We start from the raw sequence: 14,370 nt of genomic DNA on the forward strand, positions 1-14,370 counted from the left end.
GGCCGCAGGCGCGGGACTCGTGGCCGGACACCACGGCGAACGGATCGTCTCCGCACTGCTCGACGTGGCCGACGACGCCGGTGCCGACGTCGGCCTGCCGATCGGCTTCGACATCGAAGGGGTCACCAAACGCCGGGTGCCGTTCTTCGAGCACGGCCGGGTCGGTTCCGCGGTGACCGACCGGACGACGGCGGCCGCGCTGGGCACCGAATCCACCGGCCACGCCCACATCGCCCGCGAGGAGGTGCCGGCGCCGGCAGCCGCGAACATCGTGCTGGCGCCCGGCGCGCTCACCGAGGTCGAGCTGATCGCCGGTGTCGAGCACGGCGTCTACGTGCAGCGGTTCTGGTACACGCGGCTGGTCGACCGCGTCGCCGGCACCATCACCGGTATCACGCGGGATGCCTGCTTCCGGATCGAGGACGGCAGGCTCGCGCAACCGCTGCACGGCATGCGGTTCACCCAGTCCGTGCCCGCGCTGCTGGCCGGCGTACTCGCGGTCGGCAGCGAGATCCGGTCCCAGCCGGTGCTGAACGTGTGGAACGGCGCGACATCCGCGCCACCCGTGCGGGCCGCGGCCTTCCGGTTCGGCGCCGCTCCAGTGGACGGAGGCAACTGATGACCACAGCGACGTCGCTGGCCACCAACGCGCAACGCCTGGTGCGGCAACCGTTGCGGGGCGAGGTGTGGCCGCCGCTGGCCGATCGGCACGCCTACCGTGTCGACGCCGACGGCACGCCGTTCGTGCTGCCCGGCATGGGTGGCGTGACGCTCGGCGTGCACCCGGGTGATCCGGCCACCGGGTACGCGGCCGATCATCTGGAACCGGGACTGTCCATCCGGCACCGTGATCCGTCGGCGAACTACGCGTTGCAGTTCCTCAGTTGTGTCGGCAACGTCGTCACCGTGCGGTCGGGGCCGGCGGCCGGGGCGACCGGACGGGTCGTCGGCCAGCACGCCTACGTCCTCGCCGACCTGGCCGAATCCGACCTCGCGTCGGTCGCGACCGGTGACGTGGTCGACGTGCTGGCGTGCGGGCAGGGCCTGCGCCTGACCGACCACCCGGCCATTGTCGTGAAGAACGCCGATCCCGGCCTGCTGCCCGCGCTCGGGGTGCACACCTCGGCCGACGGCAGGCTGCGGGTGCCGGTCGCGGCGTGGGTGCCCGCCACCGCTGTCGGCGCGGGCGCGGGCATGGTGTCCGAGTACGCCAACACCGACCTGATGGGTGCCTACGCAGGCCAGGGCGACGACCTGTCGCTCGGCCTGGAAACCCTGCGGATCGGCGACATCGTCGCGCTGGCCGACCAGGACCACCGCTACGGCCGGGGGTGGCGGCCCGGCTGGCTGACCGTCGGCGTGATCAGTACCGGGCACTGCCGACTGTTCGGTCACGGGCCGGGGCCCAGTTCGCTCCTGTCCGGTCCCGCAGGCGCGTTCGACATCGTGGCCGACGCCGACGCCAACGTCCGCCGCGCCTTCGCCGTGCGCGACGGTGTGGCATGACGGCCACGGTCGTCGCCACGAACCTCGGTGGCGTGGTGGAAACCCCTTCGCTGGGCGGCGATCCCACGCGAATCGACATCGACGGCAGGCCGTACGTGCCGATCGGCGACGGTGGCGTGGTGCTCGGCGTCCGACTCGGCGACAGCGTGTTCGCCACCGACGCCGACCACGCGGCGCCCGGCGCATGCCTGGTGCACCCCGACCAGTCCGCCCGCCACGCGCTGACGTCCTACGCCTGCCTGGGCAACCCGGTGACCGTCCGCTCCGGCGCCGCTGCCGGTGCGCACGGTGTCGTGCTGGGCAAACGCGGCGAACTCGGCAGGGTCATCGCCTGTTTCCCGCAGGACGTGCTGGCCCGGCTGGCGCCCACCGACGCGGTCGTGGTGCGCGGCTACGGCCAGGGTGCCGAACTGGCGGCAGCGGTGCACATGCGCAACGTCTCGCCCGCCGCGCTGGCCCTGCTGCCGGTCCGGTTGTCCGACGAGCGGGTCTCGGTGTCGGTGCGGGCCGTGGTCGGGTCACACGTCGTCGGCAACGGCATCGGCCGGCCGGTCGAGCAGTGGGACCTCGACCTCCAGGTCGACGTCGGGACGGCACCCGGCCTCGGGCTGGCGGATCTGGTCCTCGGTGACCTGGTGGCCGTGACGGACCTGGACGTCCGGCACAACGCCGGCTACCGCGCGGGCTACCGCACCGTCGGTGTCGTCGTGCACGGTGCCAGCCCACAGCCCGGCCACGGACCGGGACTCATGCCGATCCTGTGCGGCCCGGCCGACGCCGTCGACATTCAGGTCGACCCGGCGCACGTCGGCGTGACCGAGGCGGCGTTGCTCGGACACACCGACCGATGACGACCGAGGAGACTGTGATGCGGATCAGCTACGACTTCTCCGACTCGGTCGCGGTCGTGACCGGAGCGGCACGCGGTGTGGGCAGGGCCGTCACGCGGGCGTTCGTCGCGTCGGGAGCCCGGGTCGTCGCCGCCGATCGGGACCCGGACGGACTGGCCGAGACGTGTCGCGACGTCGGTGACTCCGTTGTTCCCGTCGTCGGCGACATCACCTCACCTGCCGACGCCACCCGGATCGCCGGCACGGCGCCGGACCACTTCGGCAGGCTGGACTTCTGCGTCAACAACGCGGCCGTCGCACCACATGCGGCTTTGCTGGACGAGCGGGTCGAGGTGTGGGACACGGTGTTCGCCGTCAACTGCCGAGGCACGTTCCTCATGACGCAGGCGGTGGCGCGGGTGCTGATCGAGCAGGCGCAGGGCGGCCGGATCGTGAACTTCTCGTCCGGCGTCACGACACGCGGCTCGGCCGGTGCCGCGGCCTACGCGAGCAGCAGGGCGGCGACGGAGGCCTTCACCAGGGTCGCCGCGGTCGAGTTGGCGGTGCACGACATCCTGGTCAACTGCGTCAGCCCCGGCCTGATCGACACCCAGCCCAAGCCGCTGCCGCCGAGCATGGCCGAGTCGTTGGGCCGCCGGATTCCGGCGTTGCCGCTGGCCAGACCGGGCGAGCCGGACGAGGTCGCGCAACTGGTGCTGTGGCTGTGCTCGCCGGGTTCGACGTACATGGCCGGCGCCGTGGTGCCGATCGACGGCGCGGGCGGCCTCGGCAGCCGAGCCGGCCACCCGATCGTGGACGACGACGTCCGCTACGACTGGGTCACCGGCCGAACCCGCCCGGCCTGAGATCGCGGCGGCCCGCCCGTCGCCATACCGACCTGCTTCCCCCGAGCTCACTCAAGCGGCCACGGGAGCGCCGCCCCTGGCGCGATACTCTGGGGATGCGTGCTCGGCTCCGTTGCTGGTCGAAGAAGCTCGCGGCCCAGTCCGTGCCGCCGGTGGTGCTGGTGAGCGCCACCGCCGTGGCCATCGCCGCGGTCGCTCGCCTCATCATCCGGGGACTCGGCTTCCCGACCAGCGCCGGCCAGCACATCCTCTATGACTTCGCGATCGTCGTGGCCGGCGCGCTGATCTGGTGCCTGGTCGCGGCGATCGCCTGGGGGGCGCACGGTCGCGCCGGTCCGGTGCGCCGGTACGTCGTGGAGCATCGCGGCAGGGTGAGGGCAGCGTGCCTGGCCCTGGTGGCGGTCGCCGCCGTCATCACGCTGCTGTTCGCCGGGGCGACGGCCTGGCGGGGCGGACTGCCCGGCACAGTGGCCGAGGTGATCGGGCGGATTCTGCTCGCCGTCGTACTCGGCGGCGGCACCGTGCTGATCACCCTGTGGCCGTACGTGATCGGGCCGCGTGCGTCCCGGGGGCCACGCATCGCCGGCGCGGTGGCGGCCGGTTGGCTCGCCGTGGGCGCGTTCCTGCTGGCCATCCACCACTTCACGCCGGGCGCTGTGCTGGTGGGTGGCTATCTCGTCGCGCAGTGGGCCTGGATACGGCTCGCCGACAAGCGCGAGATGCGCGGCGAGCCCGACTTCTGCCGCGGCATGGTCGCCGTCACGTGCCTGGTCGTCGGCGCCGGATTCTGGGCCCGGATCATCCCGGCCGGGACCGTGGCGACATGGGCCGGCGAGACCGCGCTCGCGGCCCTCGTCGGCACGGTCACCGCCCTGTTGATCTGGCACGGTGTGCGCGACGCCGGCCCGATCCCGCGCCGGCTCGGCATCGTGGCGATCGTCCTCGTACCGGCCTACGTGCTGTTTCTCCTGTTCGACGACCAGTTGCTCGGCGGACCGCTGGAAGTCCCGGTGTTCCCGCTGGCCGGCTGGCTCGCCTTCCGGCTGTGGCGGCACATGCGGACCAGCACACGGGTCGCCGTCAAGGCGGGCGGCGACATCGTCTTCGCGCTGACCGCGGGTTCGGTGCTGGTGCTGTTCCTGGCCTGGCTGGCGAACGTGCTGGCGCTGGCCCCGGCCGAGGTCGGGGTGATCAAGCGGGTCGCGGCCGCCGTCCGGGACGCCGTCGAGCTGCCACCGTGGGTATGGGCCTGCGCTTATGTCGCGCTGACCGGCGGATATCTGCTGGCCGCGCTGGGGCCGCGCCGGTTCCAGTCGATTCCGCGTCGCCTGGGCGCACTGCACGTCGTCCCCGGCATGGACGCGGTGCGCAGGACGTTGACCATGACCGGCATCGGCCTGATGGCGCTGGCGTTCCTCGGGCTTGTCGTGCCGCTCACCGCGAGTACGTTGCTGGGCAACGAGGTTCGCCAGCGGTACACCATCGCCGCGCAGGACGAGTTGGCGGCGCGCGACCGGATCGCCGTGTACCAGGCCATTACGACGCAGTTGCCCAGGTCGCCGGTGCGACTGGCCGTGCTGGCCGAACTGGTCGACGACGTGCGCCGCGCCGAGCCACCTACCGCCGGCACCGACGCGCCGACTCCGGCCGAGCTGAACCTGGCGCACCGCCTGGGGCAACTCCAGGCGCAAACGCTTGTCGGACCGTTCAACCGGCCGCAGGCGGTCGCGACCGAGGCCGAACTCGACCGTCCGATCCGGAACGTCGACGATCTCGACGACCGATTGACCCAGCAACAGCAGGCGGACGACCTGACCACGACACGGCGGAAACAGGCGGAGACGGCAGCCGAACTCGCCGCCGCCACGGTGACCAGCCTGTTGGACACCGTGCACCTGGGCAGCTCCGAGGTGGTCGGCGTCGTGCGGGAGTACCTGGACGGTCTGGCCGAATCACCGCTCGGCGAGGTCTTCCTGGCCTGGACCCAGCGCCTGCTGCCCGGCCGGCCGCCGTCCGCGACGCTGGTCGTCGAGCCGGACCCGGAGCGGCTGAACAACGCGGCCCGGACGCAGCTGTTCGTGGAGCGGATCACCGAGGGCGGCCCGGTGGTACCGGACCTGTCGCCGTCGCCGAAGGGCACGGCCGCGTTGGTCCGCTCGATCGTCACGGCCGAGCACACGACGATCGGCATCGAACAGGAACACGTCGAGTGTCCGGACTGCGGGCGGCCGGGCGAACCGCCCGTCGAGGAGCACGGCCCGGTCGGATGAGCTCAGGTCGGGATGCGGTAGCGGAGGTGTACGACGCCGTTGCCGAACCGGCGGTCATCGATCAGCTCGAAGTCGACGCGGGTGTCGCTGGTCAGCGCGGGCTTGCCTCCGCCGAGGACCACGGGCCAGACGAACAGTTGGTACTCGTCGACCAGCCCGGCCTGGACGGCCTGCGCCGCGAGGTGCGCGCCTCCGATCAGGACGTCGCCGCCGGCCGCGTCCTTCAGTTCCTGCACCGCGGCGCGGTCGAAGCGGCGTTCGATCCGGGTGTTGGTGGTGGACACCGCGTCCAGGGTCGTGGAGTAGACGACCTTGTTCGGCGCCTGCCATGCGGTCGCGAAGTCGCCCATGAGGTCGGACTGCGCGGCGATGGCGGCGTCGGTCTCCCACACGGCCATCGTTTCGTACAGGCGCCGACCGTAGAGGAGCGTGCACACGGACCGCAGGAGGCCGGTGGTGAACGCGAATACGTCGTCGTCGTACGGGAACAGGTCGAAGACGCCGCGTTCGTCCTCGATGTAGCCGTCAAGGGACACGTTCGTCAGATAGATCAGCTTGGCCATGGCCGGTCAACCTACTGTTCCTGGTAGAGGTGGGCCAGCAGACCGAGCGCGCGTTCGAACACCTCCGGGGTGACCAGACCGGGGGCCAGGCGCTGGTAGATCTGCAGGCCGACCACCAGCGCCTGGCCGATGGCCCAGGCCTGGACGGCCGTGGCCCCCGAGGTGAGCTCGTCGCCATCGGCGTCGGCCAGTTCCTGGAGGCGGCGTTCGATTCCGCTGCTGTAGCGCTGCAGCAGGTCCGGGGCACGCAGCAGCGCGGCGAAGAACTCCAGAAACATTGCCAGCTCCGCCTTGTCGCCGGGCTCCTCCACGGCGACGGCGCGGCTGAACTCCGCCAGCCGCTCGCGCAGGGGCCGCGACTCGTCGTAGAGCATGGTCACGTGATTGGGGGTCGCGTCCCGGCCTGCTTCGATCACGGTGAGCAGGAGATCCTCCTTGCTGGCGAAGTGCCCGTAGATGGCGCCCTTGGTCACCTCCGCCGCCTCCGCGATCTGCTCCAGCGATGTCGCGGCGTAGCCGCGCTCGAGGAACAGCCGCTGCGCCTCCGCCAGCAGCCGCTGCCGCGTGCGCTCCTTGGACTCCGCTCTGGTCACCCTGGCCACGCCCTCATGCTGCCACATTGGCATACCACAGGTTTTGGAGTACCGTCGGTATCCGGATACCATAGGTACATGAACTGGGGGAGGATGTCGAGGATGGGTCTCGGAGAGCGAGTCAAGAATCACGTCGTCGAGCCGGCCGTGCTGCGGCTGTTGCAGTGGCGAGGCGATCCGGTCGCCCGGCTGCTGCTCCCGGCGACGAAGGCCGATCCGTACCCGCTGTACGCGCGGGTGCGGGAGCGCGGCCTGGTGCGCAGCCCGCTCGGCCCGTTCGTCGCGGCCGACCACGCCACGGTGGCGAACATCTTGCGGGACCGTCGGTTCAGCAGCTCGCCGGTGCACCAGCGCGGCTATCGCCCGCCGTCCTACCCGCCCGGTGATCCGCGGGCCGGGCTGCCCGCATCGGACCTGCTCACGATGGACCCGCCCGACCACACCCGGCTGCGCCGGCTCGTGGCCGGCGCGTTCACCCCGAAGACCATCGGCGGACTCGAGCCGTGGATCCGCGACGTCGCGGTCCGGCTACTGGCGGCCGCGGACGACGTGGCCGGCTTCGATCTGATCGACGCGTTGGCCTTCCCCCTGCCGATCGCGGTCATCTGCCATCTGCTCGGCGTACCGACTGAGGACCAGGCACAGTTCCGGGCCTGGGGCCACGCCGTGGCCGCCACCCTGGACCCCCAGACGGCGGCGACCGCGCAGACCCGCGACGCCGAACTGGCGCTGACCGGCTACCTGCGAGACCTGGTGGGCCGCCGCCGGGCCGATCCCGACGACACTGTCCTGTCCACATTGATCTCCGCCGAGGACGAGGGTGACCGGCTCAGTTCCGCCGAACTGGTCAGCACGGCGTTGCTGCTGCTGATCGCCGGATTCGAGACCACCGTGAACCTGATCGGCAACGGCACCGTCGCCCTGCTGCGCGACCCGGACAGCTGGCATCGGCTGCGCGAGGATCCGGCCCTGATACCCGGGGCGATCCAGGAGATGCTCCGCCACGACAGTCCGGTCCAGTTGACCACCCGGATCGCCACCGAGGATGTCGAGGTCGGCGGCAACGTGATCGCGGCGGGCAGGGCCGTCATCGTGTCGATCGGCGGCGCCAACCGCGACCCGCGAGTCTTCGAGCAGCCCGACGTGTTCCGCATCGACCGGCCGGACCCTGGCCGGCACCTGTCTTTCTCCCTCGGCATGCATCACTGCCTCGGCGCCTCACTGGCCCGGCTGGAAGGCCGCATCGCCATCGAGGAGCTGACCAGGCGGTACCCGGCGCTCGAACTGGCCGCTCCGCCGACCCGCCGCCCGCTCCTGGTACTGCGCGGCTTCGAGAGTGTTTCCGTCCGCGCCACGACCTGACCGCTTTCCGTCAATTTCCTGCCAATACGGCTACCCCGATTAATTGGGCAATTTCACCCGGCGCGACACACGTCCGGGTGAAATCCAAGCCGCGGGCATTTTCTCCGCGATTTTCGCCATCGCATGGTCCCCACCAGCGGAAACGGTACGGCGGAGTGATCGGGACCGAAGGCGGGACGATATACGCAGCGGCGCCACCTGATTCCCCGAAGGATATCTTGTCGTGCGGCGGCGGCGGGTGCAGCGTGGGACACGTCCCGAACGCTCTCCCTTCCGAGGATGCCATGACGCTCTTGCGAATCAGCCCGACGGAGACGACTGAACTCTTCACCCCGCCCGTGCCTGAGCCGCGCGTTGAACCGGGTGACCGGCTTGCCGGCCACCCGCACGCTCTGCGCCGCGGCGAGGACGGCCCCGATCGTGCCGACGGTGAAGGCCCGCCCGTTGTGCTCAGTGGGCCGATCCCCGCGGATCAGATCGATGCGAACACGCCCTATGTCATCCAGGACGCCTACGGGCGGGTAATGAACGTTCAGAACGCGGGAGGTGATGCCTGGGATTGGGCGTATTTCGGAGCGTACGACAGCTATTGGACCGACGTGCTTCCGCTGTACTTCTCGGAGAATCCGCTCACCGCGCCCGCGTCGCTGATCGTGCAGGCACGCAACTGGCCGCTTCATGCGAATGGTACGGCAACCTCGTGGGAGTATGCCTTCTGGGCGCCATCGGACTACGGCAGTTCCTATCCGGTGACGCCATTCGCCGCGAACGTCGTCCAGACCAACCCGGATGGCTCCCAGTCCTACAACCTGGTGTGGAAGAACAACGGAACGTCCATGAGTCTGTGCGCGGACTCCGGCTCCTGGAACTGGGCGTATGTCTCGAGCACCAACAACTCCGCCATGTTCACCTTCCACAAATTCTATGTGGAGCAGAAGAAGCTGGACAGTCTGTTCAAGGCGACGTGGCCCGGATCGAGTTACGACCTGAAGGTCAACACGGGCGACCTGTACTACGAGGCGATCACGACCGGGCAGGCGATGTCGACCTACCAGAACTCCGGACTCGCCGGATACGGCTGGAAGGCCAACTACTTCGATTGCGACGACTTCAGCTACGTGTACAAGGCGCAGGCGTCCAAGGACGCGTACGCCGCCACGCCGGAGTACGGCTACGCGGTGGGCATCATCTTCGCGTGGGCACCGAGCGGCGCCCACGCCGTCAACGTCTTCATCGACACGAGCGGCACCGTTCAGATCATCGAGCCGCAGAACGGTCAGATCGTCCCGGGGAAGAACTGGACGGATCACAACGGCGCGGCGTACTCGCCGTACTTCATCCTGATGTAGCCGGTGGCACCCACTTGGCCGAGTGCCGGCCTGCGGACAGGCAACTTCCGCGGGCCGGCGCGGTTCTGTCGGGCCGGTCCGGCTACTCGCCGTGGTACTGGACTTCCTCCTGGACGGCATCGCGACCCAGCTACCGGGTCAGGTTCACGCTCGATAGGTCCCGAGGAAGACCGTGACGGCCCGGTCGGCGATCCGGCGCGCCGCGCCGGTGTCGGCCGGTGTGTCGTCGAGGTGGAACATGCCGTGGTCCAGCGCCCGGCCGAGGACGAGGTACGCGTAGTCGTCGGCGGCATCGGCCGGGCCGCCGGTGACCAGGCCCCGGTCGCGCAGCCGGTCGAACACGTCGGCGAGCGCGGCGAGCACTCGCCCCGGAGCCCGCCGGTAGTACTCGGCGGCCAGTTCTGGGAAGCGGTTCGTCTCGCCGATGATCAGCCGGCGCAGCGCGAGCACCTGTGGGTTCAGCACGGCGGACAGGTACTGGTGGGCGAGTGCGCGCAGCGCGGGCTCGAGCTCCTCCGGTGTGCGGACCCCGGCCAGCGCCTCCGGCAGGCTCAGAGCGAACCGCTCGGCGGTCGCCGTCACGCCGACCACGATCTCCCGGAACAGCGTCTCCTTGTCCCGGAACTGGTTGTAGACGGTCTGTTTGGACACGGACGCCGCGGCGGCGATCTGGTCGGTACTCGTGCCCTGGTAGCCGTGGCGCAGGAACAGGCCGGTGGCGGCGCGCACGATCGCCGCCCGCTTGCCGGTCTGCCCGTCGGGCGTGGCCGGGGCACCGGCGCCGATCCGCACGATCAGCTCGTCCACCGCGGCGGTGTCAGCCGGTTCGGCCATTGCCCTCAACTCCTTCGAAAAAATCCTCGCCGGGCACTGGACCGCACAGTACCAAGCGCAGTACCGTCTGGTCCAATCACTCAGTACTAAATAGTCCACTTAATAAGACTCAGCAGTCCAGAAGGAGTTCCCGATGAACACCATGGCTTCCGCGTCCCCGCCGCTCGGCCGGGGCGAGTGCGACCGCACCAGCGCCATCACCCGCTCCCTGCTCGGTTACGGCGTGCTCGCCGGCCCGTTCTACCTGGTCGTCAGCGTGGTCCAGGCCGTGACCAGACAGGGTTTCGACCTGGCGCACGACGACTGGAGCCTGCTGGCCAACGGCAGCCTCGGCTGGCTACAGATCACCAACCTGGTGCTGTCCGGTCTGATGACCATCGCCGCCGCCGTCGGCATGCGCCGGTCCCTGCGCGGCACGACCGGTGGCACCTGGGGACCTCGCCTGATCACCGGCTACGGTGTCGGGCTCGTCCTGGCCGGGGGGTTCGTGGCCGATCCGATGGACGGCTTCCCCGTCGGTGCTCCGCCCGGACGCCCGGCGAGCACCTCATGGCATGCGATGCTGCACCTGCTCGCCGGCGGTCTCGGGTTCCTGTGCCTGATCGCGGCCTGCCTGGTGTTCGCCCGCCGCTTCGCCGGGCAGCGCCGCCGCGGCTGGGCCGGCTACTCGGTGCTCAGCGGCACGCTGTTCCTGGTGTCCTTCCTCGGGATCGCCAGCGGATCGGGCAGCGCCGCCATCGTTCTCGGGTTCACCGCCGGTGTGGTGGTCGCCTGGGCGTGGCTGGCCGCCGTGTCGATCCACGGGTACCGCGCCACCCCGAAGATCAGTGCCGGTATCCGGGCCTCGCACAGTTCTCCTGACGCGGCAGCCGCTCTGTCCGGTGAGCGCCGGGCGACGTGACCGTCCGGGCGAATCAGTGCGGCGCCGGCCGGCCGGCCTCCGTAGCTACTGTGGACGGTCAGTGGTCAAGATTCCGCGCCAGCGGTGTGGCCGCTCCCGCATTCTGTGCCCGGCCGGTCGGGCGGCCCAACGCATTCCCGGCGGTCGCGCACCGCGACAGTCAGCGGTGCCGATTCGGGTCCGGTGAGAGGGTCGGCCGCGGCTCGACCCGGGCATCCGTGGGCGTGCCGTGGGCCACCTCGCCGACGTCGCGCTGCTGCGGCACGTCCAGCTCCACGGCCATGGCTTCCTCCCGACGCCGGTTCAGCAGCGCCAGCATGACCCCATACACCGCTGCCACGACGACCAGCAGGATCCCCACCCGGATCAGGACACGTTGGGGCGCAGCGCCACCCAACGGCAGCACGGCGATCAGCGCCACCAACCCGAGGGTGGCCAGATGGAAGAGCACGGCGACCAGGCTGGCGGCGGAGGCCGCGCTGCGCCCACTCGACCCGGCGGCGGCGACATAGCTGCGGCCGCTGTTGATGATCAGTCTGCCGACCACGACCACGACGACCAAGCCGATGACCAGGAACGCGATCCGTTCTGAGCTCATCTCGTTAGCTCCTTCCACCACCTGACGCGGACCCGTACCAAGAGTGAGTACCACTCGCAGCGAGTAACCAAAACGACAGGCGCCGGATCGCCCATGAATTCTGCGACGTGTCGCGCGTCTGCTCCGTCAGGGGCGCAGCCCATTGCTCGGCAAATTCCGGTTCGCCGAAGTCGAGGCCCGTCGGTTCGGCGCGAACACCGGACTGCACACCAAGAAGATCGCGCGCCTGTTGCCCTGATGATCGAGTTGGATCGGCGGTCGCCCGCCCTCTCAATGTCGTACCAGGCGCCCCTGTGGCCGCCGTGGTTGACTGCGATCGTGACCACGAAAGTCGCCCGAAAGCGTGGTGAGACCCAACCAGTGGAGGTGTCGGATGGCCGAGTTCCCACCGTCCCCGGAGGGGATTGTGCTTGCCCACTTCATCGTCTCGGACGATGTCGAGCGCTCTCGGCGCTTCTACACCGAAGTACTCGGCGGCAGGGTCGTCTTCTCCGGCGAGCCGTCCGGAGAGCCGACCAATGTCGCACTCTCCAACAGCTGGATCGTCATCAATGTGGGCGGTGGACCGACCGACGACAAGCCGGAGGTCACGCTGGAGACCCCACCCGACCCCCGACCGGGTCAGCAGCTTCCTCAACATCCGGGTCAAGGACATCGAGGCGGTGTACGCCGAATGGAACGCCCGGGGTGCCGATTTCCTGACGCCGCCGAAGCAGCACGAGTACGAGATCCGTTGTTACATCCGTGATCCTGACGGTCACCTGATCGAGGTCGGGCAAACCACGGACCCACAGGGGGGCTGGGCGCCCCCTCACTGGCCGGTCCAGCCCCGGTAGGCGCGGAATTGCCGGTCTGCGGTTGATCGAGGATCGACCGGAGATCGCGTCACCCGAACCGATGAGTTCCCCGGTGTCCGGCTGTCTAGGTCCTGAGAGCAAGCAGCCCGCCACCCCCGACCCCGAGGACAGAACCCGTGACGACGACACCCCGCACCGAACTCGACACCCGATTCAGCGAACCATCGGCAGAGCCCGCCAGTTGGCAGGACACGCTCGAGGCGATCAAGCAGGCTGAGATCTTCTGGATCTCGACCGTCCGCGCGGACGGCCGCCCGCACGTCACTCCGCTCGTCGCCGTCTGGCTCGACGACGCCCTGCACTTCTCCACGGGCCCCGACGAGCAGAAGGCGCGCAACCTCGCCGGCAACCCGCGCGTCGCGCTGACGACAGGCGCCAACGACTGGCAGGGCGGCCTCGACGTCGTCGTCGAGGGCGATGCGGTCCGCGTCACCGACGCACAGCAACTCGAACGGCTTGCCGCAGCCTGGGCACAGAAGTGGGACGGGCGATGGCAGTACGAGGTCAGCGAGGATGGCTTCCGGCGCGCCCTCGTCTTCGCTGTCCGCCCGGCGAAAGTCCTCGCCTTCGCCAAGGGCAGCTTCGGCCACACCCGACATCGCTTCTGAGGCGCCGGGGCCCCATACGCGGACCCCAGCGGGAGCACCATCTACGCGATCCGAGGATCGCGGAGGGCCTCGCTACGGGCCTGGTAGCCCTTGGGAGCACGGGCGCCGGACCGCTGCTCGGTGGTGGCCGGTTCGGCTGCGGCGGCGATCGCCTGCAGCGCCGCCAGGTGCGCGCGCAAGGCCGCGCGTCCTGTCTTGGTGAGGGTGACCTGCCGCCGAGAACGTGCATCCGCTCGCACACGGGAGACGTCCACGTAGCCGGCTTCGGCGAGGGCTGACAGGTGTTTGCTGAGAACCGAATCCGAGACCTCCAGGCTGTCCCGTATCTCGGCGAACGGCAACGATCGCACCGGGGAGAGCATCGCGCAGATCTGCAGGCGCAGGGGCGCGTGGATCAGCTCGTTGAACGCCGCCTTGCTCACCGCTGCCACGCCCGAGATTGACGCCGATAGGAGGCCTGCGCGGCGAACATGCAGGCCGCAACGATCACAGTCACCGCTGCACCAGATCCCCAACTGTCCAGCGCCGAGTCGCCGTGGCCGGCGAGCAGATGGGGGCCGACCACGCCAGCGACGAGGACCGCGACAGCGACGAGCGCCCGTTCGGCGACACTCCACTTGGGTTTCGGCGGTGAACGCAGGGCCCGCCACTGGTTACGGGCCGACATCCTCACAAGCGCAGCCAGGAGCAACACGACCGCGATGAGGCTCACCACGTTTCCCGGTCCCCTGTACGCGGGCGCAATCGTCTGCGCTCCGCAGAAGACGCTCAACACGAGGATGAGCCACGCTGGGGCCATCGCACGACGGGCCGACGCGTCGTGAACCTGCCGGGCGGCCCGTAGCCGCTCTCGGGCTGTGTCGGGAGAAGTCGAACGCGGCGACCGATTTTCCATGATGGAAAGGTAGCACGCAACTTGCCGCTACGGAAAGTCACGCGATGCAGGCGCGTCTCCGCTGCCCTCCAGGAGACGTTGGCTAGTGATCGTCGGTGTGATCGACGCGACTCTGTGCCCGCGCGATCCTGACCGACGTCCAGTTGTTTGCATGGTGCGAGGTCTCGTCGCCAAACAGGCTGCGGGCCATTCGCAGACGAGCCCGACCGGGCCTCGCGGCGGTAGCGGCCAGACCCAGAAATCCTGTTCCCAGCGACCACCTCCGCCGCTTCCGCCCATTCCCCAGAGCACCGGGCCGGTCGGCTCGTCTGTCCCGGGCCACGACCCCCCGACGTTGG

At 69.8% G+C, this 14,370-nt stretch carries 16 protein-coding genes; 10 read left to right on the forward strand and 6 right to left on the reverse strand.

Annotated features, from left to right (window positions below; translation table 11 throughout):
* The 5 genes from VHU88_12185 to VHU88_12205 form a co-directional block, all read left to right on the forward strand.
* A partial coding sequence (locus VHU88_12185; protein ID HEX3612436.1) for a metallopeptidase TldD-related protein occupies nt 1–619 on the forward strand: 619 nt, incomplete at its 5' end.
* Nucleotides 619–1,506, forward strand: coding sequence for a DUF4438 domain-containing protein (locus tag VHU88_12190; protein HEX3612437.1), 888 nt, complete (start codon nt 619–621; stop codon nt 1,504–1,506). The genes VHU88_12185 and VHU88_12190, both read left to right, overlap by 1 nt.
* Nucleotides 1,503–2,357: a DUF4438 domain-containing protein gene (locus tag VHU88_12195; protein HEX3612438.1), complete on the forward strand. Its 855-nt coding sequence runs from the start codon at nt 1,503–1,505 to the stop codon at nt 2,355–2,357. Before VHU88_12190 ends, VHU88_12195 begins: the two co-directional genes overlap by 4 nt.
* Nucleotides 2,354–3,202 carry an SDR family oxidoreductase gene (locus VHU88_12200; GenBank protein ID HEX3612439.1) on the forward strand — a complete coding sequence of 283 codons (849 nt, stop codon included), beginning with the start codon at nt 2,354–2,356 and terminating at the stop codon, nt 3,200–3,202. Before VHU88_12195 ends, VHU88_12200 begins: the two co-directional genes overlap by 4 nt.
* A gap of 95 nt (nt 3,203–3,297) precedes the next feature.
* Nucleotides 3,298–5,472 (forward strand): hypothetical protein, encoded by a 2,175-nt coding sequence (locus VHU88_12205; GenBank protein ID HEX3612440.1) that lies wholly within the window; start codon nt 3,298–3,300, stop codon nt 5,470–5,472.
* Nucleotides 5,473–5,474: 2 nt separating this feature from the next.
* Here the strand turns inward: VHU88_12205 and VHU88_12210 are convergent, their stop codons facing one another.
* Both VHU88_12210 and VHU88_12215 read right to left on the reverse strand, forming a co-directional pair.
* On the reverse strand, nt 5,475–6,035 hold the full coding sequence (locus VHU88_12210) for a dihydrofolate reductase family protein (protein HEX3612441.1): 561 nt from the start codon (nt 6,033–6,035) through the stop codon (nt 5,475–5,477).
* An 11-nt stretch (nt 6,036–6,046) separates the two neighbouring features.
* Nucleotides 6,047–6,637, reverse strand: a complete 591-nt coding sequence (locus VHU88_12215; protein HEX3612442.1) for a TetR family transcriptional regulator — start codon at nt 6,635–6,637, stop codon at nt 6,047–6,049.
* A gap of 93 nt (nt 6,638–6,730) precedes the next feature.
* On the opposite strand from VHU88_12215, the gene VHU88_12220 reads away from it, so the two are divergent.
* Together VHU88_12220 and VHU88_12225 are read left to right on the forward strand one after the other, a co-directional pair.
* Nucleotides 6,731–7,990 (forward strand): cytochrome P450, encoded by a 1,260-nt coding sequence (locus VHU88_12220; protein HEX3612443.1) that lies wholly within the window; start codon nt 6,731–6,733, stop codon nt 7,988–7,990.
* A 284-nt stretch (nt 7,991–8,274) separates the two neighbouring features.
* Entirely contained in the window at nt 8,275–9,339 is a 1,065-nt protein-coding gene (locus VHU88_12225) for a lectin MOA-related protein (protein HEX3612444.1), read from the forward strand.
* 144 nt (nt 9,340–9,483) lie between these two features.
* Here the strand turns inward: VHU88_12225 and VHU88_12230 are convergent, their stop codons facing one another.
* Entirely contained in the window at nt 9,484–10,173 is a 690-nt protein-coding gene (locus VHU88_12230; protein ID HEX3612445.1) for a TetR/AcrR family transcriptional regulator, read from the reverse strand.
* 133 nt (nt 10,174–10,306) lie between these two features.
* On the opposite strand from VHU88_12230, the gene VHU88_12235 reads away from it, so the two are divergent.
* Entirely contained in the window at nt 10,307–11,074 is a 768-nt protein-coding gene (locus VHU88_12235; GenBank protein HEX3612446.1) for a DUF998 domain-containing protein, read from the forward strand.
* Nucleotides 11,075–11,234: 160 nt separating this feature from the next.
* Here the strand turns inward: VHU88_12235 and VHU88_12240 are convergent, their stop codons facing one another.
* The gene (locus VHU88_12240) at nt 11,235–11,672 is read right to left on the reverse strand and encodes a hypothetical protein (protein HEX3612447.1); all 438 of its coding nucleotides are present in this window, start codon (nt 11,670–11,672) and stop codon (nt 11,235–11,237) included.
* 373 nt (nt 11,673–12,045) lie between these two features.
* Between VHU88_12240 and VHU88_12245 the strand changes: the two genes are divergently transcribed.
* Entirely contained in the window at nt 12,046–12,420 is a 375-nt protein-coding gene (locus VHU88_12245; protein ID HEX3612448.1) for a VOC family protein, read from the forward strand.
* 225 nt (nt 12,421–12,645) lie between these two features.
* Nucleotides 12,646–13,137, forward strand: coding sequence for a pyridoxamine 5'-phosphate oxidase family protein (locus tag VHU88_12250; protein HEX3612449.1), 492 nt, complete (start codon nt 12,646–12,648; stop codon nt 13,135–13,137).
* A gap of 41 nt (nt 13,138–13,178) precedes the next feature.
* Here the strand turns inward: VHU88_12250 and VHU88_12255 are convergent, their stop codons facing one another.
* Both VHU88_12255 and VHU88_12260 read right to left on the reverse strand, forming a co-directional pair.
* On the reverse strand, nt 13,179–13,568 hold the full coding sequence (locus VHU88_12255) for a transcriptional regulator (GenBank protein ID HEX3612450.1): 390 nt from the start codon (nt 13,566–13,568) through the stop codon (nt 13,179–13,181).
* Nucleotides 13,556–13,849: a hypothetical protein gene (locus VHU88_12260; protein HEX3612451.1), complete on the reverse strand. Its 294-nt coding sequence runs from the start codon at nt 13,847–13,849 to the stop codon at nt 13,556–13,558. Before VHU88_12260 ends, VHU88_12255 begins: the two co-directional genes overlap by 13 nt.
* Nucleotides 13,850–14,370: the final 521 nt, after the last annotated feature.

The sequence above is a fragment of the Sporichthyaceae bacterium genome (assembly GCA_036269075.1).
Taxonomy (GTDB): domain Bacteria; phylum Actinomycetota; class Actinomycetes; order Sporichthyales; family Sporichthyaceae; genus DASQPJ01.

What these genes read in the sequence shown, in the direction of transcription:
- VHU88_12245 (HEX3612448.1), top strand. Translation starts at nt 12,046, where the DNA reads ATGGCCGAGTTCCCACCGTCCCCGGAGGGGATTGTGCTTGCCCACTTC.
- VHU88_12235 (HEX3612446.1), top strand. Translation starts at nt 10,307, where the DNA reads ATGAACACCATGGCTTCCGCGTCCCCGCCGCTCGGCCGGGGCGAGTGC.
- VHU88_12190 (HEX3612437.1), top strand. Translation starts at nt 619, where the DNA reads ATGACCACAGCGACGTCGCTGGCCACCAACGCGCAACGCCTGGTGCGG.
- VHU88_12220 (HEX3612443.1), top strand. Translation starts at nt 6,731, where the DNA reads ATGGGTCTCGGAGAGCGAGTCAAGAATCACGTCGTCGAGCCGGCCGTG.
- VHU88_12205 (HEX3612440.1), top strand. Translation starts at nt 3,298, where the DNA reads ATGCGTGCTCGGCTCCGTTGCTGGTCGAAGAAGCTCGCGGCCCAGTCC.
- VHU88_12200 (HEX3612439.1), top strand. Translation starts at nt 2,354, where the DNA reads ATGACGACCGAGGAGACTGTGATGCGGATCAGCTACGACTTCTCCGAC.
- VHU88_12230 (HEX3612445.1), bottom strand. Translation starts at nt 10,173, where the DNA reads ATGGCCGAACCGGCTGACACCGCCGCGGTGGACGAGCTGATCGTGCGG.
- VHU88_12225 (HEX3612444.1), top strand. Translation starts at nt 8,275, where the DNA reads ATGACGCTCTTGCGAATCAGCCCGACGGAGACGACTGAACTCTTCACC.
- VHU88_12240 (HEX3612447.1), bottom strand. Translation starts at nt 11,672, where the DNA reads ATGAGCTCAGAACGGATCGCGTTCCTGGTCATCGGCTTGGTCGTCGTG.
- VHU88_12195 (HEX3612438.1), top strand. Translation starts at nt 1,503, where the DNA reads ATGACGGCCACGGTCGTCGCCACGAACCTCGGTGGCGTGGTGGAAACC.
- VHU88_12210 (HEX3612441.1), bottom strand. Translation starts at nt 6,035, where the DNA reads ATGGCCAAGCTGATCTATCTGACGAACGTGTCCCTTGACGGCTACATC.